Origin of the sequence: Nonlabens tegetincola (assembly GCF_002954355.1) — a bacterium.
GTDB classification, from domain to species: domain Bacteria; phylum Bacteroidota; class Bacteroidia; order Flavobacteriales; family Flavobacteriaceae; genus Nonlabens; species Nonlabens tegetincola.
The window spans coordinates 689,348-714,086 of sequence record NZ_MQVV01000010.1; the positions used below are offsets into that span (position 1 = coordinate 689,348).

Genomic DNA, 24,739 nt, shown 5'->3' on the forward strand with positions numbered 1-24,739 from the left:
AGGTGAGATACTTGTCTTATCCCTTTTTTAAACTGCTCATTGCATTTGTAATAGGTATAGTAATTGCTACTTTTTTTAAAGTTCAATCCGTGTTTATTTATGGATTATTATCCTCGAGCTTATGCTTACTTGCTATTACGATATTTTTTAAAGGATGGTCAAAGCCTTTTAAGTGGTTAGGTTCTTTATCGGTAATTGTTTTATTTGTTTCACTAGGTTTTTGGCGAGTCCAACAAGAACAATTCTTGCCCGAAAATCACTATGTGAATCAAGGTTTGATAGGTAGTGAAGCAGTTATAGAGTTAGAGTTATATGAACAATTAGCTTCCAATCAATTTAATGATCGCTATTATGCTAGAGTGCGTAATGTTAATGCTACTCAATCAACAGGAAATGTGCTTGTTCTTTTTAAAACGACTGATAGCTTAGAATTTACTCTTGGTCATAAATTATGGGTGTACGACGACATAAATTTACCCAGTAACGCAAGAAATCCAGGTGATTTCAATTACGCTAAATACTTAGAAGGTATTAACGTACATGGTCAAATTTATATAGATAAAGATAAAATTTTAAAGCAAGAGCTACCTAAATCAAGTGATCTCTCATTTTTCATTAAAGTAAGAAAACGATTAGAGACTGCTTTATATTCATCTGATATGTCAAAGCAACCTATCGCTATGATTGAAGCATTGCTGTTGGGTCAACGTAAACATTTAGATAAAGAGATTACTGTTTCATTTCGTAAAGCTGGTGTCATTCATATTCTTGCATTAAGTGGTTTACATGTAGGTATCATTCTTTTAATAATTGAATTTTTAACTAGACCATTGCAAAGATGGAATTCCTATGGGGCATACTTACAAACGATAGTGATACTAATTGTGCTATGGAGTTTTGCCCTAATGACAGGGATGAGCCCTTCTATCATGAGAGCTGTAACCATGTTTTCTTTTGTAGCAATTGGTATGACCTTGTCTAGACGGACTAATACTTATTTTAGTTTGATGTTGAGTGCAATCGTGCTTTTGTTAATTAATCCTAGATTAATTTTTAATGTAGGTTTTCAATTAAGTTATGCTGCTGTTTTTGCCATAGTTACCTTGCAACCGTTGTTCAAGTCATTGTGGTTTCCTAGAAACCGAGTGCTTCGATTTTTATTTAGCATTTTTACTGTTACGCTAGCAGCTCAAATAGGTGTGGCACCTATTAGTTTATTTTACTTTCATCAATTTCCGTTAGGTTTTCTTATTGGTAATATGGTCTTACTACCTGCTTTACCCATATTTCTTGCCGCATCCATATTAATGATGGCATTATTAGTTGTCTGTGGTAACGCCTTTAAACTGGATGTACTTCTAAACTTTATTTTAGAATGGGTGATTGATTTTATACACAAAGTAGGTTCTTGGGACTTTTTGTTAATAGAACATGTCTATTTAGAACTTTGGCAAGTCATATTATTGTATTTCATTTTATATGGAACAGCCCTATTTGTATCTCCTGTCCTTAGTAGAAGTAAAAAAGAGCGATTAATTCCTATAAAACCGAACAACTTTTTACACTTGTCTTTATTCAGCGTTTTGTTATGTTTAGTAATTTCTACCATTAGTACTTTAACAAAGGATTCTAAGGTCTTAATTCTTCACCAGGCTGCTGGTAGTGCAATAAGTGTTTATAACAATCATCGAGCACAAGTGTTTACTGATTTTTATAAGATGACAGAGAACCGTGATTCTATTACTTGGAATAGATTACGTTGGATAGAACCGCATCGCGATAGAGAAGTTTTAAGAGATAGTTTACATTATGATATCAAGATTAATGAACTTGAATTGGTAATTATAAAAGAAGATGGTTTTTACAGGAAAACTCATAATCAACCAATAGTGTTGCTTACTCAATCAGCAAGAGTGAACTTGGAAAGATTAATTAACGAAGTTCGACCTACATTAATCATTGCAGATGGTTCGAATTATCGAAGCAACTTCATTACTTGGGAATCTACCTGTTTAAAATATAACATTCCCTTTATAAATACCTATGAGGAAGGAGCTGTAGAGCTATCGTATTAACCTTGTAGTTTATATTCAAAATCTTTTTGGTAATCGCTCCACTTTTTACCTGTGTTTATAGATTTATAACTATCGTCCACAAGCATAGTGACATATATTTCTAGTTTTTTTGAATCCAATTTACCAGGTACGGTGCTTATGAATTGACCATTTTCATCAAAAAACACTAAAGTCGGATATTCAAAAATTCTAAGTTTTTCAGCAAACTGATGTGGTGATCTATCGTTTCGTCTTTTGTCAGGATTACTGTATGTAGTTCCTTGGTAAGTGATGCTTTCAGTTCCTTCAGCATTAAACGCAACTGGATAATAGTTATCATTAATAAATTCTGCTAATTCTGATTTTGAAAAAGCGTACTTGTCCATCCATTTACAATTAGGACACCATTCTGTATAACTTTTAAGAAGGATTTTACGAGGTTCTTTTTTTTGAGCAGCGAGAGCCTCGTCCATTGTCATCCAATTAACTTGAGCAGTGGCAAAAACAGGAACGATAAAAAGAATAAAAAGCAATTTTTTCATAGCACAAAGTTACAAACTCTAAGTAAACAAAAAACGCACCATAATTGGTGCGTTTTTCAAATATTTTACAAGGAGCTTATTTTACACCGTGCATCAATCTCTTAAGTAAAGGATGAAGAGCAAATGAAATTAAACCTAAGCCAATTGGAATGACTGTAAAAATTAGGAAGAAGTAGGACAAACCACTTTCTTCGGTGATTTTTTCAATATCACCACCTACATAGTGAGCCATTTTATTACCTATTGCAATGGCCAAGTAATAAACTCCAAACATAAATGCAATCATTCTTGCCGGCACTAATTTGCTCAAATACGATAAACCCATAGGAGATAAAAATAACTCACCTAAAGTGTGGAATAAGTAAGCTAAAACCAACCAAACCATACTCAATTTTGCAGACTCTGCTCCTAATGGTACGTTACGTGTGGCAAATGCTAATAGTCCAAAACCAATAGCCATAACAATTAATCCTAAACCGTATTTAACTGATGCTGGTGGATTGTATTTACTATCCCACCATTTAGTAAATAGTGGAGCAAAAATTATTATAAATAAAGAGTTAAGAATAGCAAACCAAGTTATTTCTACTTCCTTAGCCTCTGCGCTAAAATTAATCCAAAGCTTATAAACCACTAAGCCCCAAACAATAATAAAACTTATGGCAAGAACAATATTGGATAAGCTAATACGGTTAAATGTCTTTCTAAAAAGACTGATTAAGACATAGGTAATTATGGCAATAGGAACGATTGTTACTACTGCATCTATAATTTTGAATATCGTGGCCCAATTGCCTTCTAGTACCCTATCCGTATAATCTCTTGTGTAAAGAGGTAATGATCCTGCTGCCTGCTCAAAAGCGGCCCAAAAGAAAATTGTAAAAATACAGAAGATGGTAAAAGCTATCATTCTATCCCTTACAATTTTGTCATACCTTGGAATGCGAACTATAAGAATCAAAATAAATAATATCGCAGCCAATAATGCAAAGAATAAAGAGTTTTCAAGTCCAAATACGGTAAAATTTAATGTATTAATATCACCTATTTTACTTAAAGGGTCATTTACAATAAATATTAATGCTGAAATAATAAAGGCACCTATCAATATGTAATCAATTGAAACAAATCGATTAAGTTTCTCCTTAACTCCTTCAGTTTTTGAGATAAGATCTTCTTGTAGAGTGTCGATCATATCCTTTTTTTCATTTTTAGGCTTTTCTCCAATGTTTCCAAATAACGGTTGAGCGAAATAAAATTGGATCATACCTAATAACATAAAAATTCCTGCTAGTCCAAAACCATAACTCCAACCAACATTTTCACCTAACCAACCACAGAGCATAATACCTAAAAACGCTCCCGCATTGACTCCCATATAGAAGATGTTGTAAGCACCATCTTTTTTCTCATCATGTCCTTCATACATTTTTGAAATTATAGAAGTCATGTTCGGTTTAAAAAATCCGTTTCCTATGATAAGAAAAAATATTCCGATATATAGAAATGTAGGTGTTTCAATTGCCATTGATGCGTGACCTAAAGTCATAAGCAACGCGCCAACTACAACGGCAGAGCGATAACCTATTTTATTATCGGCTAGCCAACCACCTACAATAGGAGTCAGGTATACAAACATAGCATAGGTTCCTAGGAGTGATAAGGCAGCAGGTTTTTCCCAACCCCAACCTGGATTTTCTCCAGTAATTGCACCTGTCAGGAATATTACTAAAATGGCTCTCATACCATAATAGGAAAACCTTTCCCACATTTCGGTGAAAAATAGGACAAACAGACCAGCTGGGTGTCCCATTACTTTGTTTTTAAAAAAATTCTCAGTGGTAGTATTCATTGCTATTTAGTTAATGTCTGAATCTGCAAGTTCATAATTTTCTTGTTCTAATTCTTCCGCAGTTTTTTCTTCGGCGCCGTGAGTTAGTCTTTTTAAAGGTTTAAGAAGAGCTATAACCAATAATCCAAAAAGAACACAAAAAACAGTAATAGATGTAAATACTGTAAGCTCACCAGCACCATCGGCACTTTCACCAATAATTCCAGCAACCTTATTTCCTAATCCAGTAGCGGCAAAATAAACACCCATCATAAGAGCGCCATATCTAACAGGTGCTAGTTTGGTAATAAATGAAAGTGCTACCGGTGACGCGCATAATTCTCCAAGCGTATGAAGTAGATAAGCAAATGCTAACCAGTATAAACCTGATTTTCCTAACTCTTCATATTGTAAAGATGCGCCTATCATGAATACAAAACCTAATCCCATAATGATAACTCCAAATGCCATTTTAAATAAAGAAGAAGCTTCCTTACCTCTATTTTTCCACCACATCCAGGCACTAGCTACTGGAATTGCAAAAAGAATAATATAAACTGGATTGAAGGCTTGCATTACTGCACTAGGAACTTCCCATCCACCTATAAAACGATCTGTTTTACTTTCTGTATATAAGTTCATTAATCCACCAGCTTGTTCAAAGGCGCCCCAGAATACAATTACAATTAAAAAGCTAAGCAACAAAACAATATATCTGTCCTTTTCGATTTTAGTGTTTAGATCCTGATAAATGGCCATCATCATTCCAACAACAAAGGATAGGAACAAGAATAATAAACCATAACCCCAATCCCAAAGAATAATTAATGCTATGGATATTCCTGATAAAATTAACCAAACGGTTAGCGATAGTTTATTACTAATCATATCTTTAAAAAGCTCTGGAATTGATACATTTCCATCATCTTTCTTAGCTTTAGTAGGTTTGTTTCCTACATGTTTTAAATGTTTTTGTCCCAACATGTAAATTATTTGACCTAGCGCCATTCCTATCGCTGCCAACCCAAATCCAGCATGCCATCCATACGATTTAGCAACTAGACCTACTACTATAGAAGCAACTGCCGCTCCAACATTAATTCCAATATAGAAAATACTAAACCCTTTATCTCTCCTGTCGTCTCCAGGAGCATACAAACCACCCACTAATGTGGAAATATTAGGTTTAAGCAATCCAACTCCAGCCACAATTAAACCCAGTCCAGTTAAGAAGGCCCAATTTTGTTCAATTGAAAGCACTCCATGCCCAGCACACAATAATAATCCACCATACAAAACAGATCTTTTTTGACCTATAATTTTATCTGCGATAATACCGCCTGGAATAGAGGCTACGTAAACTAGCATAGTATACCAACCGTAAAGCGCTAAAGCCTCGGGATCAGTCCATCCTAATCCAGGATTGTCTGAAATCACTTCACTAGTTAAATAAAGAACTAGAATTGCTCTCATTCCATAATATGAGAAACGTTCCCACATTTCAGTAAGGAATAAAATATATAGACCTACAGGATGTCCAAATAGCTCTTTTTGATTAAGGGTTGTTGACATGATTTTTATTTAGGTTTAAGTAGTTTAAAGGTTTTCTTTGATAAAGTTAGTCATCTTGTTGAAAAGGTGAATTCTAGTATTTCCACCGTAAATGCCGTGATTTTTATCAGGATATATAGCCCAGTCGAATTGTTTGTTTGCTTGAACGAGTGCCTCTATCATACGCATGGTATTTTGTACGTGAACATTATCATCGGCGCTACCATGAATGAGTAAATACTTTCCTTTTAATTTATCCACATGGTTTATAGGACTGTTTTCGTCATATCCACTAGCATTTTCCTGTGGAGTTGTCATATAACGCTCTGTATAAATTGAATCATAGAATCTCCAATTAGTTACAGGAGCAACAGCAATTGCTGTACTAAAAACATCATTACCTTTTAAAATACAATTTGAACTCATGAATCCACCATAGCTCCAACCCCAAATACCTATGCGGCTTGCATCAATGTAGTCCATTTCACCTAATACTTCGGCAGCAGCTATTTGATCTTCCACTTCATATTTACCTAATTCTTTTTGTGTAACTTTTTTAAAGTCTGCTCCTTTATATCCTGTACCTCGACCATCAACACAAGCAATAATGTAGCCTTCATTTGCTAGCATACTGTGCCAGTAATCATTTGCTCCATACCAGCTATTTGCAACCTGCTGTGATCCAGGACCACTATATTGAAACATTAATAAAGGATAAGATTTTTTAGGATCAAAATCTACAGGTTTCATCATCCACATGTTAAGATCATTTCCATTAACTGGAATAGTAACAAATTCCTTCTCAGAGAATTGATAATCCTTTAAAACCTCTTTAAGTTGATTATTATTCTTTATCTCACGAACTAATGCACCGTCTTTAGCCTTGTGTAAGGTATACACTGGTGGAGTTGTTGCGCTGGAATAAGTGTTTATAAAGTAAGTAAAGTTTTTACTGAAGGAAGCCCTATTTGTTCCTATCTTATTACTTAGTTTTCTCTTTTTCTTACCCGTCAAAGAAATAGAATAAACTCCACGGTTTATAGATCCATCTTCTGTACTTTGAAAATAGATACGCTGTTTCTTTGCATCATATCCATAATAGGCTGTAACATCCCATTCACCACTGGTGATTTGGCGTTTTTCTTTGCCGTCTTTATCATATAAATAAATGTGTTTCCAGTTATCCTTTTCACTAGTCCATAAAAAGGACCCGTCCTGTAAGAACGTTAAATCGTCACTTACATCTACATAAGCATCATCTTTTTCAGTAAATGCTATGCTAGCATTTCCAGCTGTATCTACATAATAGAAATCAAGAACATTTTGGTGTCGATTAAGAACTTGTGCTGTAAGAGTACCTGTAGGAGCATAGTTAATTCTTGCCACGTAATACTCTTCATTTCTATTCAAGTTTATTTCTTTACGCTTTTGCGAAAGCAAACTATATACATGCAATTTTACCTTAGCGTTTTTTTCACCAGCCTTTGGGTACTTAAAAACGTACGGATATTGGTATAAATCATTCCCATACACATCCATCGAGAATTCAGGAACTTCTTTTTCATCAAAACTTAAAAAAGCTATTTGCTGGCTGTCTGGACTCCATTGATAGGCTCTTACAAAACCGAATTCTTCTTCATTTACCCAATCAGTTACACCATTGATCAATTCGTTGTTTTTTCCATCTTTAGTTACTTGAGTAGTGGTATTGTTTTTCAAGTCCTGATAATAGATGTTGTTTTCAAACACGTAAGCTACCTTAGTCCCATCAGGTGACAGGGCAGCACTGCGTACAAGGTGATCGCTTATTGGGGTTAGTTCTTTAGTGTTGCGGTCATACACATGTACTTTGTCATAACTGCTGTATCTAAAAATAGACTCGCTTTGAGAAGTAATTAAAATCTTGTTTTCACTATCATTCATTTCATAACTGTAGATGGGAATCCCGATCTCCTCACTACTTAAGATAGTTCCTGTTTTTTCACCTGTAGCATAGCTGTATTTATCAAGTGTTTGAGTACGGTTGCGGTTATAGTTAAGTACTATATATTCGGTACCATTATTTAAAGAACGTAAGGATTGTAAGCCAGCAGTACGAAATTTACCAGTGTAAATGTCCTCAACAGTAATGTTTTGCTGTGCAATGCTTGTTTGAAAAACAAGCAAGAAGAAGGCTGCAATAGCCGTGATTTTTTTCATATCAATCGTTTTCATAAATCAAAACACCAATAATAAGGAAAATATGGCAATTAATTGCGGTGTTATTTCTAGTGAAAGCCCTATAATAATATCATTTATCTTTGCCGCTGTTTAAATCCCTAAAGCATGGACAAGCCCATTTCTGGTTTCTCAAAACTATCAAAGACACAAAAGATAGACTGGTTGATACAAGAGTATTTTTCTAACGATTCACAAGTCAAAGAAATACTCACTCAATACTGGAATGATGATCACAAACTTCAGGAATTACACGATGGTTTCAGTGAGAATACGATAACAAATTTTTACTTTCCATTTGGTCTAGCGCCTAATTTCTTGGTAGATGGGAAATTGGTAACCATACCCATGGCAATTGAGGAAAGTAGTGTCGTTGCGGCAGCAAGTAAAGCAGCAAAGTTTTGGTTGAAACGAGGCGGTTTTAAAACTACTATAAAAGGAACAGTAAAATCGGGTCAGGTGCACCTTACCTATGAAGGTGATCCACAAGTGATGGTTGATTTTTTCGCTTTCGCGAAAGCGGAACTAATTAACTCCTTATCGCAAATAAATGCATCGATGAAAAAACGTGGTGGAGGAATTTTAGACCTGAAACTTGTCGATAAAAATGCATCCATGCCTGGGTATTATCAATTGCAGGCCACTTTTGAAACAAAGGACGCAATGGGTGCTAATTTTATAAACACAACTCTAGAACAAATTGCAACTAAATTTAGAGAACTATCGGTGAGTTATGAACCATTTAATGGTGAGTTGCCCGAGGTAGTTATGAGTATATTAAGTAATTATGTACCCGAGTGTGTTGTCCATGTTGAGGTAAGTTGTCCTATTGATGAAATAGGTGAAGTAAATGGAATCTCTGGAGCCGATTTTGCACGTAAATTCACAAGAGCAGTAGAAATTGCTACTGTAGAACCTTATCGAGCTGTTACTCATAATAAGGGAATCATGAATGGAATTGACGCAGTAGTCATAGCGACTGGTAATGATTTTAGAGCGGTTGAGGCTGGTGTTCATGCTTACGCAGCACGAGATGGGCAATATAGAAGTTTGACTAAAGCTAGGGTTGAAAACGACACGTTTATTTTTGAGGCTGATTTTCCTCTGGCACTAGGAACAGTAGGTGGTTTAACCTCGTTACATCCTCTTTCTAAATTGGCCTTACAAATTCTTGAAAACCCAACTGCCGAGCAGCTTATGAGATATACAGCAGTATGTGGTCTTGCACAAAATTTTGCAGCTTTACATTCATTAGTGACTACGGGAATACAAGCTGGTCACATGAAAATGCACTTGGTAAACATGCTTGAACAAATAGGCGCTACTGATCCAGAAAAGGAACTTCTTAAAAAGGAATACGCAGATAAAACACCAAGTTTCTCTAGCCTTAAGGAAAGTTTGGAGAAGTTGAGAGGATAATACTTAATCTTAAATCCAGTCTAATTTCTCTTTTGTAAGTTCATGCGTTACATCACCAGTATGCTTTATTGCAGCTGGTTCAAACAACATGACATGTACTTCTTCATGAGCAATAGGTTTATGCTCTATTCCTTTAGGAATAATATACATTTCACCTGGTTTAAGGGTAACAGTTTTATCCTTTAATTTAATGATTAAAGTTCCTTTTAAGACGTAAAACAGCTCATCTTCATTTTGATGACTGTGCCAAACGAATTCTCCTTGAAGTTTAGCTAGTTTAACATGCTGCCCATTAAGTTCACCGATAATTTTTGGTGTCCATGTCTCTGTGAAAAGGTTGAGTTTTTGTTCTAAGTTTACGATTCGCATAAAATACGGTATAAAAAAAAGAGGCGTACAGCCTCTTTTTTAAAGATAACAAATTGAATTTAATTTTGGTAAGAGTGTTTGTATTCTTGACCAGAAACTATTTTAAGAATATCTTTTTCTAGCGATTCTCTAGGGCGCTCAACATACCGACCCAATTCTTGTCCGTCACGATAAAAAATTATAGTAGGAACTCTTACAACGTTATATCCTTCTACAAGGTCTACAGGTTTTGATTTTGTTCGATCAACAGTTATAAGTGTAATCTTGCTCTCGCTTACTCCTGCTTCCTCCATTAACTTATAAAACATAGGTGTTTCACGTTTAGAATCGCCGCACCAGGTTCCCATATACAATCTTACATCAACATCCTTCATGTAAGTACCGATTTCTTGTGCGATGCTTGAATCAACCTGATATGCATCGTACCTAGAATTAAACCATGTATTATATGGATTATTCATCAAATCGGCTTTAGTCGCTTTACCTAGGAGATGGCCATTTACTTTTTGTGCTAAACTTTTTTCAGGTTCAGGCGCTTTTTTAAATTCCGGAGTGTTTACCGTTTCTTTTACTGGTTTTGTTGAATTATCTTGAGCTGTCTTTTGGGTTCCACAAGAAATGGTTGCCAAAGCAATTATTGCTATTAGGATCTTTTTCATTCTATCTAATTTAAATTTCTAAAGTAAGGATTTTTGAGTCATTTCATCAGGTTGTTCTATTCCCATTAACTCTAGTATAGTAGGAGCGACGTCTCCCAAAATACCATTTTTTACGCTTTTTATATCTTGATCTATTAATATCAAAGGTACTGGATTTGTAGTATGAGCCGTATTTACAGAGCCATCTGGATTGATCATAACCTCACAATTACCATGATCTGCAATCACAAGAATTGAGTAATTATTATCTATTGCCTTATTTATTACATGGCTTGCTGCACTGTCCACAGCCTCGCAAGCTGCTATGGCTGCATCCATGGAGCCAGTGTGGCCTACCATATCGGGATTGGCAAAATTTAAACAAATGAAATCTGCCTTTTGAGATTCAATCTCTGGTATAATTTTATCCTGAACGCAATTAATAGACATTTCAGGTTGTAAATCATAGGTGGCTACCTTGGGTGAATTACACATAATGCGTTGTTCACCTTCAAAAGGATTTTCTTGACCACCATTAAAAAAGAAGGTTACATGTGGATATTTTTCAGTTTCGGCAATTCTAATTTGCTTTTTGCCTGCCTTTGAAAGTACTTCTCCCAGTGTGTTTTTAAGATTGTCTTTTTCAAACATGACTTGCACATTCTTAAATGTGTCATCATACTTGGTCATTGTGACATAGTGTAGATTTAATTTCTTGGTATTAACCTCTTCAAAGTTTCTTTGCGATAACATGTCGGTAAGTTCTCTACCTCTATCGGTCCTATAATTAAAGAAAATAACGACATCATCATCTTGGATAGTAGCTACAGGCTCAGTGCCATTAAGAATGACCATGGGTTCAATAAACTCATCGGTTATACCGTCTTCATAGGATTGTTTAATGGATTGAATAGCATCGTGAGTAGGAGTACCCAGTCCATTTACCATAACATCATAAGCCTTTTTTACTCGTTCCCACCTATTATCACGATCCATGGCAAAGTAACGGCCCGTGACCGTTGCTAGCTGCGCGTTACTTCCTTTTATATGTTTTTCGATTTCTTGAATATGTTGTATACCTGATTTTGGATCAACATCTCTACCATCGGTAAAGGCATGTATAAAAACATCTTCTAGCTCATTAGCCTTTGTTATATCCAGTAAAGCCTTTAGGTGATTTATGTGAGCGTGAACTCCGCCATCAGATAGTAATCCTAGGAAGTGAATCTTTTTAGAGTTAGCTTTCGCGTAAGTGATAGCGTTAATCAACACCTCATTATCCTTGAGACTATTGTCATTAATGGCCTTATTTATTTTAGCTAAATCTTGATAAACAATACGTCCAGCACCTAAATTCATGTGGCCAACCTCGCTATTTCCCATTTGTCCATCAGGTAACCCTACATGCTCTCCATCTGTTCGCAATTGTGCATTGGGATATTTAAGGTAAAGGCTATCTATAAAAGGAGTTTGAGCTTGTGCAATGGCACTTACTTTGGGGTCTTGGGTAATTCCCCAACCGTCCAGTATCATGAGTATGGTTTTCTTGTTCAAAATCTTAAGATTTAAATATCAAAAGTAACAAATCGATATTCTTAAGGTTGATTTTTAAGAAATCCATAGGTATTTTATTTACGAAACCGATTGAGCCTTTATAGTAACTCTCTAAAAACTACCCGTTTTTTGCGATGGATTGGGCAATTAAATAACCACCAGTCCAGGCGTTTTGAAAATTAAATCCGCCAGTAATGGCGTCTATGTTCAATATTTCACCAGCCATATAGAGGTTATTATGAATTCTAGAACCAAATGTTTTAAAATTTATTTCCTTTAAATCAACTCCGCCAGCAGTAACAAATTCTTCTTTGAATGTACTTTTACCATTTATGGTGTAACTGCTAGTTGTTAAAAGTTGTGCTAGTTGTTGTAATTGCTTGTTACTTGCTTGTGACCAACTGGTGCTGTCTAACTGTGATTTTTCAACTAAATACCTCCATAACCTTTTAGGGAGATCAAATAGCCATTCATTGTAAATAAGCTTTTTAGAGCTGTTCTTTTGCTCTAGAAGTTCTTCAAAGCATTCTTGTTCACTGTAGTATCCGGTCCAATTTATTACCAGTTCAAATTTGTATTGCGCATCATTGAGTTCTCTAGCACCCCAAGCACTCATTTTTAATATTCCTGGTCCTGAAAATCCCCAATGAGTAATTAATGTCGGTCCTTCTGATTTAAGTTTGAGAGCTGGGATTTTTAGTTGGGTATTAACTGCTATACCAGCTAACTGTGTGATTTTCTTGTTAACTACGTTAAAAGTAAATAGAGAAGGAACTGCATCAACAATAGTGTGTCCTAAGTCTTTCATTATCTTCCAGATCTTTGGACTACTTCCTGCAGCAACTACTAGATTTTTTGCAGAAAAGGTTTGTTGTTTTGTCGTGATTTCCCAGTTGTTGTTAGAATTTTGAATGGCTGTTACATTGTGACTAGTAAGGATGTCGATATTGTGCTTTCGCCCAAGCGAGCTGAAACAGTCTATAATCGTTTGTGAAGAATCTGTTGTAGGAAACATGCGACCGTCGTCCTCTATTTTTAATTCTACACCACGTTCTTCAAACCAGGCTATGGTATCGCCTGTCATGAACGTGTGAAAGGGTCCTAGTAATTCACGCTCACCACGCGGATAATTTTTTGATAATTCTCTAGGAATGAATTGAGCATGTGTGACATTACAACGACCACCGCCGGAAATTTTTACTTTTTGTAGCACTTCTTTACCTCGCTCTAATATAGCTATCCGTTCATTTGGATTTTGTTCTGCAAGATTGATCGCGGTAAAAAAACCAGCCGCGCCGCCTCCGATTATGATGGTTGTGTAGTTTGTGTTCACTATTCTTTTCCTAATTCTACAGCTCTATCAAAAGCGGCATAGGCAGCATCTTGAATAAGTTGTTTAACATTATTGTCTTCCATGGAATCAATTGCAGCTTGTGTTGTTCCTCCTTTGGATGCTACTTTATCAATCCAATGTTCTGGTGAAATATCGGATTGATTGAATAATTCAATGGCTCCTTCAAATGTATTGCTCACTAGGACTTTTGAATCGTAATCTGAAAAACCCATTTTTAATGCCGCTTCTAGCATGGATTGCATAAAATAAAAGACATAAGCTGGACCACTACCAGATATTCCTGTTGAGGCATCAATAAATTTTTCAGTATCCACATGAATTGATGTACCTGTTGTGTCCAGCAAATGTCTTGCTGTCAATAACTCAATTCTTGATACACTATTGGACTCTGTATAAGAGGTTACTCCTTTACCTACTTTGGCAGGTAGATTAGGCATAGTTCGAATAACTTTATCAATTTGTAATCCTTCTTGTATAGTTTCAATAGTAACACCTGCCATAAGAGAAATGAATAGCTGTTCATTTCTTACTAAGGGCTTCATTTCTTCAAATAAACTTGTGCTATGATATGGTTTAACGGCTATAAAAACGATATCAACTTTTCCTAGACAATCTTCAAGCGAGGTGTGCACTTCAAAAACACCTTCTTCTTTAAGAGTTTTTATTTTATCTGGGTCTGTGTCGTAAATCTGTATTTTTTTATTTCCTAAAAGACTGGACTGTGACATACCCATTGCATAGGTAAGTCCCATGTTACCTGCTCCTATAACTAATACTCTCATAATTCTATTTGTATTCTATACATATATTTTTTGTTTCGGTAAAGAAGTCGAGCGCATGAAAACCGCCTTCACGGCCTATACCGCTGTCCTTAACACCACCAAAAGCGGTTCTTAAGTCTCTATTTAACCATGTATTTACCCAAACAATTCCTGCCTCGAGCTCATTTCCTAACTTAATGCTTCTGTTGAGGTTTTCTGTCCAAACAGTTGCGCTTAGGCCATATCTTGTACCATTTGCAAGGGTGATAGCTTCCTCTTCATCTTTAAAAGTCATAAGGGTAACTACAGGCCCAAAGATTTCCTCTTGATTCAATTTACAAGTGTTGTTAGAAACTTCAATTACAGTAGGCTCAATATAATAGCCATCCTCGTAATTGGGTATTTGAAGTGTGTTGCCGCCTGTTAAAATGGTGTATTCTTCTGGGTTCGCTTTCGCGAAAGCGATATAATCCAATATTTTATCTCTATGCGAAGCACTAACCACGGCGCCGACTTTGGTAGTACTAGACATGGGATGTCCCACAGTAAGTTCCTGAACTAGTTTAATGAAGTCTATTTTAAACTTGTCGTAGATTTCTTCTTGAACAAATATTCTAGATCCACACAAACATATTTGTCCCTGATTTGCAAATGATGATCTTACGGTAGTGTGTAGCATTTTTTCATAATCACAATCTGAAAAGATAAGATTGGGATTTTTTCCTCCTAATTCTAGAGATAGTTTTTTGAACATAGGCGCTGCTGTTGCTGCTATCCTAGCGCCAGTATTTGTGCCACCGGTGAAACTTATAGCCTTTATACCTGGATGTTCTACAATAGCTTGTCCACATTCTGGGCCAGTTCCATGTACTATATTAAGAACACCAGCAGGTAATCCAGCTTTTTTACAAATATTACCTAAAAGATAGGCAGTGACAGGAGTTACTTCACTGGGTTTTGCAATTACGCAATTTCCTGCTGCGATGGCTGGTGCTATTTTCCATGTAAAAAGATAAAGCGGTAAGTTCCAAGGAGATATGCAGCCTACAACTCCCAAAGGTTTGCGTAACGTATAATTCAAGGTATTTCTACCTGTGCTATCATGGGATTGACTAGCATATTGTGTTATTGCGTGAGCGAAGAATCTAAAATTTGAAGATGCTCGTGGAATGTCTACTGATTGAGCAAGCCATAAGGGCTTGCCATTATCTTGAGACTCTGCTCTAGCTAAATCTTCTAGATTTTCCTCAATTAAGTCGGCTATTTTTGAAAGTATTTTGGATTTAGTGTCAATAGGTGTATTAGACCATGATGGAAAAGCCTTTGCAGCAGCTTGATAAGCGCTTTCAACATCAGTGTGGTTAGAGCTAGGAATCTCTCCATATATTTTACCGGTAGCAGGATCATAATTATCCATCCACATACCACTTAAAGGTATGTGCTCTTCATTATTGATAAAATTTTTTATATCCATAATTGGTTGTATTCACGGGCATGCAAGCTAATGAACTCACAAGGAATTTTCCCTTAATGTTACTTTAAATATAAACAAAACCTTACAGTAAGTATAGGTTAGATTTGCGACTATCATTTTGTATTATATCACTTTATACTCTTTGAATTAACCTTACTTTTGTGACATGAATCCACTTACAGATCAAGAATTACATCAACTTGCTATGAATATAGTAGGTAAAGAAATGGAAGAGGAAGGTTTTGAGTTTTTAAGTATTAATTCAAAACCTAAAAAAGATCCTCAATTTGTGGCTTTAAAAAAAGGGAAGCTACATTTTGTTGTAGTTAGAGCAATACGTTACCCCAACAATCCTGTAGAGTATGATGAAGATTTAATGATAACCATGAGAGATCATGCTGTTAAATTTAAAGCCCGTACTTTTTATGCAGGAGTAGGTCTTGCAAATTCGAATAATTATGAAATTCCAGTACACCATGATGAAGATTATGTGGTTAATTATGCTGGATTAATTGAAATAAAATGAGGTATTTAAGTTTTTTGTTGCTTGTGGTGTTAGCAACAGTAAGTTGCAAGAATCAAACACCAGAAAACGATATTCAAGCTCAAAAATTCTCGGGTAATGCTATAGGTACCTATTATAATATTACCCTGTTTCATGAAAATGAAGTAGCAGTAGAAAAAAGCGTGGATAGTATAATTGAAATGTTCAACTCCTCTATGAGTACCTGGCGAAAGGGCTCGCTTATTAATCAACTTAATAACGAGGTTGATAGTGTACTTGTAGGCAAGCCATTTAAAGAAGTATTTGAAAAGGCAAGCGATATTTATCGTAAAACCGATGGGTATTTTGACCCTACGGTAGGTAATCTTGTAAATGCTTATGGTTTTGGAGCAAATGGAGAGCAAGAAAAAATACCTACTGAAAAAGAAATAGACAGTTTAATGCGATTTGTGGGTTTTCATAACTTGTCACTTGTTCCATCAAAAATCCAAGATAGTGTCTATATTAAAAAAGAAAAGCCTGGTGTTTACATGGATTTTAATGCTATAGGTAAAGGAACATTAGTAGACTACATTGCTAGGTGGCTCACTAAACAAGGAGTTGAAAATTACCTAGTGGATATAGGTGGAGAAGTATATGCCAAAGGTAAAAATCTAGAACGCAACGGTAGTTGGTCCGTTGGAATTGAGGACCCTAAGAAAAAAGGGAATAAGACCAGTTACTTATCTGTTGTTGAGTTAACCGATAAGGCTATGGCAGGTAGTGGTAATTATCGCAAGTTTAAAATTGACTCAAGCTCGGGTCAAGAGTATGTTCACACGGTAAATCCATTAACTGGTAAAGCACAGCCTTCACAGGTTATAGGTGTAAACGTGATAGCAAATTCATGTACTTTAGCTGATGGTTATGCTACAGCCTTTATGGCAATGCCATTAGAAAAATCTAGAATTCATCTTAAAAACTTGCCCGAAATAGAGGTTATAATAATGTATATAGATGAAAATGGTATGTTAAGGTTTGAAACTACTCCAGGATTTAAACAGTATGTAAAAAAGGCGATTTAATTATTTCCTTACAACTGGTATAAGTTCACCTGCGGCTAGTCTATAACGGTCAATTTCTTTGCTATTAAGGGTAGTTGTGTAATCAACAGCTTCCACCTTAAAACCAATAGATTCTAATTTATTGAAATAATCCATTCCATATACACGAACGTGGTCATACTGCCCAAAAATTTGGGCTCGTTGTTTAGGATCGGTAATGCTGTCATCTTCAAAGGTCTCCTTTCTATTCATGTCCAGCGGTATTTGGAGAACAGCGGTGCCACCTGGTTTTAAAACCCTATAAAGCTCTTGCATGGCTTTTGTGTCATTGGTAATGTGTTCCAATACATGATTACACAGAATTAAATCATACTGATTATCTTCAAAGGGTAAGTCACAAATATCTGCCTGAACATCAGCAAGTGGTGATTCTATGTCTGTCGTAGTATAATCTATGTTGTCGCTATTGCGAAAACGATTATAAAAGCACTGCTCAGGAGCAAAATGCAATAGTTTTAAAGGTTTGGTAAATACTTGTAATTCCCTGTTTAAATAAAGCCATAGAAGCCTATGCCTTTCTAATGAAAGTGTGCTAGGTGACAACACATTTTCTCTTACATTTTCATACCCATAAGGTAAAAATGAAGAAAAAGTTTTACCATCGATAGGATCTTCATATTTATTACCCTTATACCACCACGCAATAATTGGGCGCACCCAATAACTTGCTTTAATGAGCCATGTTCTAGGTATTAGGTTAAGGAAAAATTTGAAAAGTTTTTTCAATATGAGATTAATCTAAAAATTAAATAGAATCAAGGTAAACGATTAATCGACCCAACGATAAGGATCTTCCTCGTTTGATGTAATGCCTAAAACCTCATAGATGTAGTCAAAAGTACTCAGTAACCTAGGTTCTCCATTAACAATAGCTACGTCGTGCTCAAAATGCGCACTTGGTTTTTTATCCCGTGTGGTTATCGTCCATCCATCACTATGGTGCTTGATGTTTTTGGTTCCCAAATTAATCATAGGTTCGATAGCTACTGTCATTCCTTCTACAAATTTCTTGCCTCTACCTCTTTTACCATAGTTAGGCATTTGAGGATCCTCATGCATCACTTTACCTATTCCATGACCGACTAATTCTCGTACAACACCGTATCCGAAGCTTTCGCAATAATTCTGTATGGCATATCCCACGTCACCTACACGGTTTCCAGTTTTAAATTGCTCTATTCCTAGATAGAGAGAATTCTTAGTTCGGTCTAATAAATCTTGAGTTTCTTGTGGGATTTCTCCAACGGCAAAGGTGTAAGCATGATCACCATAAAAACCTTCAACGATAGCACCACAATCTACAGATAGTATATCACCTTCTTTAATTTCAACATTTTTAGGAATCCCATGGACAACTTCTTCATTTGGAGAAATAAGTAAAGTACTAGGACAATCGTACAATCCTTTAAAACCTGGAATTGCACCATGATCTCTGATAAACTGTTCAGCGAGTTCATCGAGTCTTAATGTGGTTACACCTGGTTTAATTTCACTTGCTACCATTCCTAGAGTTTTACTTACCATTAAGGCTGCTTTACGCATTATCTCTAGTTCTTCCTTTGTTTTTGTTACGATCATTAGATTGAAATATACTGCAAAAATACTCCTATTTAAGAGATTTGCATAGAACTACATAAGGGGTTTGCTGGTTAATTTCTGTAAATTCGCTACATGAAAATAGATCTTAAAGATAAAACCGCCCTAGTATGCGGTAGTAGTACTGGAATAGGAGAATCTACAGCAAGGTTAATGGCTGCAGCAGGTGCTAGAGTTGTCCTTCTCGCCCGCAATCCTAATAAACTTCAAAAAGTATTGTCTACTTTGGATACCACGCATAGAGATGACCACACCTATCTTGTTGCCGATTTTTTAAATTATAAGGAAGTGGATGAGGTAGTTTCCGCTTTCGCGAAAGCGAACCCAATTCACATTTTAGTCAATAATACAGGCGGACCTGCACCTGGCTATTTAATAGATGCCGAGGTTAAGGCGCTTGAAGATGGATTCACACAGCATATAAAGTGTAATCAAGTATTAGTTAAAGCATGTGCTCCTGGGATGAAGGAAGCAGGCTACGGGCGAATCATAAATATCATATCAACAAGTGTAAAAGCGCCCATTGAATTTCTAGGAGTATCTAATGTAATAAGAGGAGCCGTTGCAAATTGGGCAAAAACATTGAGTAATGAGTTAGGACCATATGGTATCACAGTGAATAATGTACTACCAGGTTTTACAGCTACCGAAAGATTGGACAAGATTATCGCAGGTAAAGCAAATAGAGCTGGTCATAGCGAGGAACAAGCTGCAGAAATTATGAAAAATTACGTTCCTGCTAGACGTTTTGCACAACCGGAAGAAGTAGCCAATGCTGTGTTGTTCCTATCTAGTAATCTAGCAGGATATATCAACGGTATAAATCTGCCAGTCGATGGTGGGCGAACTAAGAGTTTGTAGCAAAAGAAAGATTTTAAGAAGAATAATTTTGTTAATATTCTAAATAAGCAATCTGTTTTACTAATTTTATAAACCATCTACAATATTATGTCCAAAAAACTACGTATAAACGGTCACTCACATTTACTTCCTTATCCAGAGGAGATACCTGATTTCATGCGTGAAAAAGGAATCTTTTGGGTAGATAAGGATCGTAAAAAAATGCTCCAAAAAGATTGGGAGAGACCCGTTACGGATTCTAGCTTTTTCTTGAAAGAGAAACTAGAGTGGATGGACAAATACAAGATTGATCATGCGGTTATTTTAAATTTAAGTCAATTGTATGGAAATGGTTTGAGGTTGGAGGAAATGAAACAAGCCTTACGATTTCAAAACGACTTTAACGCAAGAGTGCAACACGATCACCCTAATAAATTCACCTGTGGATTTGTAGTGCATCCAGGTTTTATACGTGGTGCTTTGTGGGAGATAGAACGATGTGTAAAAGTTCTAGGCATGAGATTACTGTGCTTACCTACTCATTATATGGATACTATAGGTCAATGGCGTTGTATTTTTGATGAGGAGAATGAACCTATCTTTGAACTTGCAAGTGAGCTCAATCTAGCTGTAGAAATTCATCCGTATGATGGAGAGAAGTTTATCAAACTTCAAAATACAGCATGGCGTTTTCATCTTATCTGGATGCTTGCACAATGCGCCGATGCCTATCATTTTTTAACTCTTAATGGATACGCCCAAAAGTACCCAGGTATGAGAGTTTGTTTTGCACATGGCGGTCAGTTAGCCCAAATGAACTTAGGTCGCAGGATTCAAGGTTTTGATGGTCGACCAGATTTATTTGAGGGTAAAACACATCCTCGTAAAAGTGTAGGACATCCTAATATATTCTTTGACACACTAGTCCACGATACTGGTTCTCTAGAACTTTTAGTAAAAAATCAAGGTGCTCAACAAATTCTTGTAGGTCTGGATGATCCATATCCATTAGGAGAAATGGATAGTGAAAAACAAAGTAGTTATCCTGGGAAAATTCTTGATTTGGCCATTGATCGCAAGATTATAACACAATCTGATTATGAAGGCATGTGGGATGAGCATGTGGTAAGATGGTTGTTTGGAAAAGATGAAAACGCAAAAAAAGAATTCTACCAGCGTATACTCTCTTAAAGCTTTTTAAAAAGCTAGATTACGTTATTTAAAACGGTATTTTTGCAACCTCTTAATGCAATTTATGAAATACGCAGAAAATATTTTAGGGACGATAGGTGACACTCCATTGGTTAAAATGAACAAGCTAGTTGAGGATATTCCAGCATTAGTCCTAGCTAAATACGAAACTTTTAATCCAGGAAACAGCGTTAAAGATCGTATGGGACTTAAAATGATAGAAGATGCGGAGGCTGACGGAAGACTGAAACCAGGTGGAACTATCATTGAAGGAACCAGTGGAAACACAGGTATGGGACTAGCACTCGCTGCCATCATAAAAGGTTACAAATTAGTTTGTGTATTAAGTGATAAGCAGTCGAAAGAAAAAATGGATATTTTGAGAGCTGTAGGTGCTCAAGTGCATGTGTGCCCAACTGATGTGGCTCCTGATGATCCTAGATCTTATTATTCTACCAGTAAGAGATTAAGCGAGGAAACTCCTAACTCTTGGTATGTTAATCAATATGATAATCCTTCTAATTGTAAGGCGCATTATGAGTCTACTGGGCCAGAAATTTGGGAACAAACAGAAGGTAAGGTTACTCATTTCGTCGTTGGAGTAGGAACCGGTGGTACCATTTCGGGAGTAGGAACCTATTTAAAATTACAAAACCCAAATGTCAAAGTTTGGGGAATTGATACCTACGGATCAGTTTTCAAAAAATATCATGAAACAGGAATATTTGATGAAAACGAGATACATCCTTATGTAACAGAAGGTATAGGTGAAGATATTTTACCACTCAACGTAAGATTTGAAGTGATCGATGGTTTTACTAAAGTAACTGATCGAGATGCAGCGGTTTATACTAGAAGACTTGCTGCAGAAGAAGGAATGTTTTTAGGAAATAGTGCAGGTGCGGCCATTAAAGGTTTACGCCAAATTCATGAGCAAGTTGGATTCAATAAGGATGATGTGGTAGTTATTCTATTCCATGATCACGGAAGCCGTTACGTAGGTAAGTTTTTTAACGATGACTGGATGCAAGAAAAAGGATGGTTAAATGAAGATGGTAGTTATTTGCCAGATGAAAAATAATTTACTTCACCTATAGGTATGTGAGGTACTGTTAAAGGTTATAATTTTTGTTCTAAGTTTACAAAGATTATGACCTTTTTTTATGCAAGAAGATTTTATTCATTACTTATGGAAGTTTAAAAAGTTATCAGGTATTCCTTTAACTACCACAGATGGGGTTGATCTTGTTATTCAATCCCTAGGTTCCCATAATTTTGAAAGTGGTCCAGATTTCTTTAATGCTAGACTTAAAATAGGAAATCAACAATGGGCAGGTAATGTAGAAATGCATGTAAAAGCTAGTGATTGGTTTCTTCACGGTCACGACGATGATCCTGCTTATGATAACGTGATTTTACACGTGGTGTGGCAGCACGATGCTGAAATTTCAACTCGAGATGGAATTAAAATACCTGTTCTGGAAGTTTCAAGATTTGTTCCAGAAAATCTAGTGATGTCCTACCGCAAGCTTTTTGCACATAAAAACAATCAGTTTATAAACTGTGAGCAGGATTTACCGCAAGTAAATGAATTTAAACTCAACTTATGGCTGGAAAAATTATTTATAAATAGATTGCAACAAAAATCTGCTAGGATTAAACACTATTTGAAACAATCCAATAACGACTGGGAAGCAGCTTTTTTTCAGTTATTGGCTCGCAGTTTTGGTACAAAAACAAATGCTGATGCTTTTGAACAGTTAGCACAAAGCATCGATCAGGCTACCGTGCGCAAATTGGCTCGTGATTCTTTTCAGTTAGAAAGTGCACTATTAGGTCAGTCAGGATTATTGGATGAGAAAAAGGAAGATAGGTATTACGAATTGTGTGTTAAAGAGTACGCTTTCGCGAAAGCGAAATATCAAATACAGCCATCGCTCACACCTATGAAGTTTTTCAGATTGAGACCAGCAAATTTTCCTACGGTGAGAATTTCACAGTTGGCCATGTTATACCATAGAAAACCTATGTTATTTGCTGAGGTTTTGCTTGCTGTAACTAAAGAGGATGTGTATGATTTATTTGAAGTAAAGGCATCTAAATACTGGGATGATCATCATGTTTTTGATAAGAAGACTAATGACCAGCCTAAAAGATTAACTAAGGCTTTTATAGATTTAATCATTATCAATTGTATCGTGCCTATAAAATTTTATTATGGTCAACAAATGGGTAAGGAAAATACCGAGGAATTACTCGCACTTATGGATTCCGTTAAAGCAGAAAGTAACGCTGTTATAAATGGATTTAAAAAGTTGATTAATGTAAAATCGGCATTAACTTCACAATCACTGTTGCAATTAAAACCTAACTATTGCGATAGAAATAAGTGTTTGCAATGTGATGTAGGTGTTTCACTAGTCAGGAATTAATAGTATTTTTACTTTATGGGAATGGTAGCTAGTTTAAGAACTTATCTAGAAAAATACGGGTTTTATGTTTCTACACGGTTAGCAGATCGTTTAGGGATGAGAGCGCGCAGTGTAAGAATTACTTTTATATACTTTACGTTTGCTACGCTCGGTGCTGGATTTGCGGTATATTTAATTATTGCTTTTTGGTTAAAAATAAAAGACTTAGTATACGTAAAGCGAAGTTCTGTCTTTGATCTTTAAGCTAATGAGTAGGAAGATAAAAATTGCACTTACTTTACTTCTTAGTATTCTTTGTGCTGGTGTGATTGGATTCATGGTAACCATGGATCTAGACGTGATCGATGCTCTATATATGACGGTGATTACGATTACTACTGTAGGCTATCGAGAAATTGGAAATCCATCGCCGCAAGCTAAGTTATTCATCATAGCGCTTATCTTAGTAAGTGTAGTTGCAGTGGGATATGCAGTAAGTGTTTTTACAGAGTATTTAATTTCACGAAGTTCAGTACGAGATATTATTTTTAAAAGACAACTTAAACAAATTAAGAACATGGAGAATCATGTTATTGTTTGCGGTTATGGTCGCAACGGGCGTCAAGCGGTTGAGAAGTTACAAGATTATAATCGTGATTTTATAGTTCTTGAAAAAAATCAAGAAGTTATAGATGAAGCTAGCTTGGATAGTAAATACTTTTTAAGGGGTAATGCTAACGAGGATGAAACCTTGCTTAACGCTGGAATCGAACGTGCCAGTGTTTTAATATCAGCTCTTCCTGATGATGCAGATAATCTCTTTGTAGTTTTAAGTGCTAGGCAGTTGAATAGTAAGTTGATGATTATATCAAGAGCAAGTGAAGAGACAACTGTGCGTAAACTTAAACTCGCAGGAGCCAATAACGTTATCCTACCTGACTTAATAGGCGGGCAGCATATGGCTTCATTAATTGTAAGTCCAGACTTAATAGAGTTTTGGGATAATTTGAGTTATGGTGGTAATGATGGAGTTAATCTAGAACAAGTTTCATTTGAGCAAATGTTTGATCACCAAAGGTCTTGCAATATTCTAGATTTAAACCTAAGAAAAGAAACTGGTTGTACAATTATTGGGTATAAAAATCCTAATGGAGATTATATTGTAAATCCTGATCCCTCGATAGAATTAGTTCCTGGATCAAAAATAATAGTAGTTGGAAATACCAATCAAATACAACATTTACAAAAGGTATATCGCATAGGAGACTAAGGGTTTATCACTTTTAAATTTTTAATTAGCAATATTTTTTAAGATATTGCTGCCTTGTT

General features: G+C 35.9%; 22 protein-coding genes. 10 read left to right on the forward strand and 12 right to left on the reverse strand.

The window, feature by feature from the left end; all coding sequences use genetic code 11:
- Window positions 1–2: 2 nt before the first annotated feature.
- Window positions 3–2,075, forward strand: a complete 2,073-nt coding sequence (locus tag BST93_RS03540; RefSeq protein ID WP_105018099.1) for a ComEC/Rec2 family competence protein — start codon at window positions 3–5, stop codon at window positions 2,073–2,075.
- Here BST93_RS03540 and BST93_RS03545 read toward each other — a convergent pair.
- The 4 genes from BST93_RS03545 to BST93_RS03560 form a co-directional block, all read right to left on the reverse strand.
- Window positions 2,072–2,596, reverse strand: a complete 525-nt coding sequence (locus BST93_RS03545) for a thioredoxin family protein (RefSeq protein WP_105018100.1) — start codon at window positions 2,594–2,596, stop codon at window positions 2,072–2,074. The two genes, BST93_RS03540 and BST93_RS03545, sit on opposite strands and share 4 nt — an antisense overlap.
- Window positions 2,597–2,672: 76 nt before the next feature.
- Window positions 2,673–4,448, reverse strand: a complete 1,776-nt coding sequence (locus BST93_RS03550) for a peptide MFS transporter (RefSeq protein WP_085775248.1) — start codon at window positions 4,446–4,448, stop codon at window positions 2,673–2,675.
- 6 nt (window positions 4,449–4,454) lie between these two features.
- Window positions 4,455–5,999: a peptide MFS transporter gene (locus BST93_RS03555; protein WP_105018101.1), complete on the reverse strand. Its 1,545-nt coding sequence runs from the start codon at window positions 5,997–5,999 to the stop codon at window positions 4,455–4,457.
- Window positions 6,000–6,023: 24 nt separating this feature from the next.
- Window positions 6,024–8,177 (reverse strand): S9 family peptidase, encoded by a 2,154-nt coding sequence (locus tag BST93_RS03560; protein WP_105018149.1) that lies wholly within the window; start codon window positions 8,175–8,177, stop codon window positions 6,024–6,026.
- Between the two features lie 126 nt (window positions 8,178–8,303).
- On the opposite strand from BST93_RS03560, the gene BST93_RS03565 reads away from it, so the two are divergent.
- A complete protein-coding gene (locus tag BST93_RS03565) occupies window positions 8,304–9,614 on the forward strand; it encodes a hydroxymethylglutaryl-CoA reductase, degradative (RefSeq protein ID WP_105018102.1) in 1,311 nt (436 codons plus the stop codon).
- Window positions 9,615–9,623: 9 nt separating this feature from the next.
- Here the strand turns inward: BST93_RS03565 and BST93_RS03570 are convergent, their stop codons facing one another.
- The 6 genes from BST93_RS03570 to BST93_RS03595 form a co-directional block, all read right to left on the reverse strand.
- Complete coding sequence (locus BST93_RS03570) at window positions 9,624–9,983, reverse strand: cupin domain-containing protein (RefSeq protein WP_105018103.1); 360 nt, start codon at window positions 9,981–9,983, stop codon at window positions 9,624–9,626.
- Window positions 9,984–10,042: 59 nt separating this feature from the next.
- On the reverse strand, window positions 10,043–10,642 hold the full coding sequence (locus BST93_RS03575) for a thioredoxin family protein (protein ID WP_105018104.1): 600 nt from the start codon (window positions 10,640–10,642) through the stop codon (window positions 10,043–10,045).
- Between the two features lie 18 nt (window positions 10,643–10,660).
- Window positions 10,661–12,175 carry a 2,3-bisphosphoglycerate-independent phosphoglycerate mutase gene (gene gpmI, locus BST93_RS03580; protein WP_105018105.1) on the reverse strand — a complete coding sequence of 505 codons (1,515 nt, stop codon included), beginning with the start codon at window positions 12,173–12,175 and terminating at the stop codon, window positions 10,661–10,663.
- Between the two features lie 118 nt (window positions 12,176–12,293).
- A complete protein-coding gene (locus BST93_RS03585; RefSeq protein WP_373420728.1) occupies window positions 12,294–13,508 on the reverse strand; it encodes a BaiN/RdsA family NAD(P)/FAD-dependent oxidoreductase in 1,215 nt (404 codons plus the stop codon).
- Window positions 13,508–14,311 (reverse strand): pyrroline-5-carboxylate reductase, encoded by an 804-nt coding sequence (gene proC / locus BST93_RS03590; protein WP_105018107.1) that lies wholly within the window; start codon window positions 14,309–14,311, stop codon window positions 13,508–13,510. Before proC ends, BST93_RS03585 begins: the two co-directional genes overlap by 1 nt.
- Before the next feature lie 4 nt (window positions 14,312–14,315).
- Complete coding sequence (locus BST93_RS03595; protein ID WP_105018108.1) at window positions 14,316–15,764, reverse strand: aldehyde dehydrogenase; 1,449 nt, start codon at window positions 15,762–15,764, stop codon at window positions 14,316–14,318.
- Window positions 15,765–15,930: 166 nt separating this feature from the next.
- Here BST93_RS03595 and BST93_RS03600 point away from each other — a divergent pair, with 166 nt between their 5' ends.
- Both BST93_RS03600 and BST93_RS03605 read left to right on the forward strand, forming a co-directional pair.
- A complete protein-coding gene (locus BST93_RS03600; RefSeq protein ID WP_060523881.1) occupies window positions 15,931–16,290 on the forward strand; it encodes a DUF8840 domain-containing protein in 360 nt (119 codons plus the stop codon).
- Complete coding sequence (locus BST93_RS03605; RefSeq protein ID WP_105018109.1) at window positions 16,287–17,333, forward strand: FAD:protein FMN transferase; 1,047 nt, start codon at window positions 16,287–16,289, stop codon at window positions 17,331–17,333. The genes BST93_RS03600 and BST93_RS03605 overlap by 4 nt, the downstream gene beginning before the upstream one ends.
- On the opposite strand, the gene BST93_RS03610 is transcribed toward BST93_RS03605, so the two are convergent.
- Together BST93_RS03610 and map are read right to left on the reverse strand one after the other, a co-directional pair.
- The gene (locus tag BST93_RS03610) at window positions 17,334–18,098 is read right to left on the reverse strand and encodes a class I SAM-dependent methyltransferase (RefSeq protein WP_105018110.1); all 765 of its coding nucleotides are present in this window, start codon (window positions 18,096–18,098) and stop codon (window positions 17,334–17,336) included.
- Window positions 18,099–18,140: 42 nt separating this feature from the next.
- Window positions 18,141–18,950: a type I methionyl aminopeptidase gene (map, locus tag BST93_RS03615; protein ID WP_105018111.1), complete on the reverse strand. Its 810-nt coding sequence runs from the start codon at window positions 18,948–18,950 to the stop codon at window positions 18,141–18,143.
- Window positions 18,951–19,043: 93 nt separating this feature from the next.
- Here map and BST93_RS03620 point away from each other — a divergent pair, with 93 nt between their 5' ends.
- The 6 genes from BST93_RS03620 (at window position 19,044) to BST93_RS03645 (ending at window position 24,680) form a co-directional block, all read left to right on the forward strand.
- Entirely contained in the window at window positions 19,044–19,829 is a 786-nt protein-coding gene (locus BST93_RS03620) for an SDR family oxidoreductase (protein WP_105018112.1), read from the forward strand.
- Between the two features lie 87 nt (window positions 19,830–19,916).
- Complete coding sequence (locus BST93_RS03625) at window positions 19,917–20,999, forward strand: amidohydrolase family protein (RefSeq protein ID WP_042279725.1); 1,083 nt, start codon at window positions 19,917–19,919, stop codon at window positions 20,997–20,999.
- A gap of 64 nt (window positions 21,000–21,063) precedes the next feature.
- Entirely contained in the window at window positions 21,064–22,080 is a 1,017-nt protein-coding gene (locus BST93_RS03630; protein WP_105018114.1) for a PLP-dependent cysteine synthase family protein, read from the forward strand.
- 82 nt (window positions 22,081–22,162) lie between these two features.
- Window positions 22,163–23,431: a DUF2851 family protein gene (locus tag BST93_RS03635; protein WP_105018115.1), complete on the forward strand. Its 1,269-nt coding sequence runs from the start codon at window positions 22,163–22,165 to the stop codon at window positions 23,429–23,431.
- A 15-nt stretch (window positions 23,432–23,446) separates the two neighbouring features.
- Entirely contained in the window at window positions 23,447–23,674 is a 228-nt protein-coding gene (locus BST93_RS14450; RefSeq protein WP_042279727.1) for a PspC family transcriptional regulator, read from the forward strand.
- A 4-nt stretch (window positions 23,675–23,678) separates the two neighbouring features.
- Window positions 23,679–24,680 carry a potassium channel family protein gene (locus BST93_RS03645; RefSeq protein WP_105018116.1) on the forward strand — a complete coding sequence of 334 codons (1,002 nt, stop codon included), beginning with the start codon at window positions 23,679–23,681 and terminating at the stop codon, window positions 24,678–24,680.
- Window positions 24,681–24,739 lie beyond the last annotated feature (59 nt).

Coding starts and splice junctions, on each gene's coding strand:
- BST93_RS03635 (WP_105018115.1), top strand. CDS start 22,163: ATGCAAGAAGATTTTATTCATTACTTATGGAAGTTTAAAAAGTTATCA.
- BST93_RS03625 (WP_042279725.1), top strand. CDS start 19,917: ATGTCCAAAAAACTACGTATAAACGGTCACTCACATTTACTTCCTTAT.
- BST93_RS03620 (WP_105018112.1), top strand. CDS start 19,044: ATGAAAATAGATCTTAAAGATAAAACCGCCCTAGTATGCGGTAGTAGT.
- BST93_RS03645 (WP_105018116.1), top strand. CDS start 23,679: ATGAGTAGGAAGATAAAAATTGCACTTACTTTACTTCTTAGTATTCTT.
- BST93_RS14450 (WP_042279727.1), top strand. CDS start 23,447: ATGGGAATGGTAGCTAGTTTAAGAACTTATCTAGAAAAATACGGGTTT.
- BST93_RS03575 (WP_105018104.1), bottom strand. CDS start 10,642: ATGAAAAAGATCCTAATAGCAATAATTGCTTTGGCAACCATTTCTTGT.
- BST93_RS03630 (WP_105018114.1), top strand. CDS start 21,064: ATGAAATACGCAGAAAATATTTTAGGGACGATAGGTGACACTCCATTG.
- BST93_RS03595 (WP_105018108.1), bottom strand. CDS start 15,764: ATGGATATAAAAAATTTTATCAATAATGAAGAGCACATACCTTTAAGT.
- BST93_RS03560 (WP_105018149.1), bottom strand. CDS start 8,177: ATGAAAAAAATCACGGCTATTGCAGCCTTCTTCTTGCTTGTTTTTCAA.
- map (WP_105018111.1), bottom strand. CDS start 18,950: ATGATCGTAACAAAAACAAAGGAAGAACTAGAGATAATGCGTAAAGCA.
- BST93_RS03570 (WP_105018103.1), bottom strand. CDS start 9,983: ATGCGAATCGTAAACTTAGAACAAAAACTCAACCTTTTCACAGAGACA.
- BST93_RS03545 (WP_105018100.1), bottom strand. CDS start 2,596: ATGAAAAAATTGCTTTTTATTCTTTTTATCGTTCCTGTTTTTGCCACT.
- BST93_RS03605 (WP_105018109.1), top strand. CDS start 16,287: ATGAGGTATTTAAGTTTTTTGTTGCTTGTGGTGTTAGCAACAGTAAGT.
- proC (WP_105018107.1), bottom strand. CDS start 14,311: ATGAGAGTATTAGTTATAGGAGCAGGTAACATGGGACTTACCTATGCA.
- BST93_RS03600 (WP_060523881.1), top strand. CDS start 15,931: ATGAATCCACTTACAGATCAAGAATTACATCAACTTGCTATGAATATA.
- BST93_RS03555 (WP_105018101.1), bottom strand. CDS start 5,999: ATGTCAACAACCCTTAATCAAAAAGAGCTATTTGGACATCCTGTAGGT.
- BST93_RS03550 (WP_085775248.1), bottom strand. CDS start 4,448: ATGAATACTACCACTGAGAATTTTTTTAAAAACAAAGTAATGGGACAC.
- BST93_RS03565 (WP_105018102.1), top strand. CDS start 8,304: ATGGACAAGCCCATTTCTGGTTTCTCAAAACTATCAAAGACACAAAAG.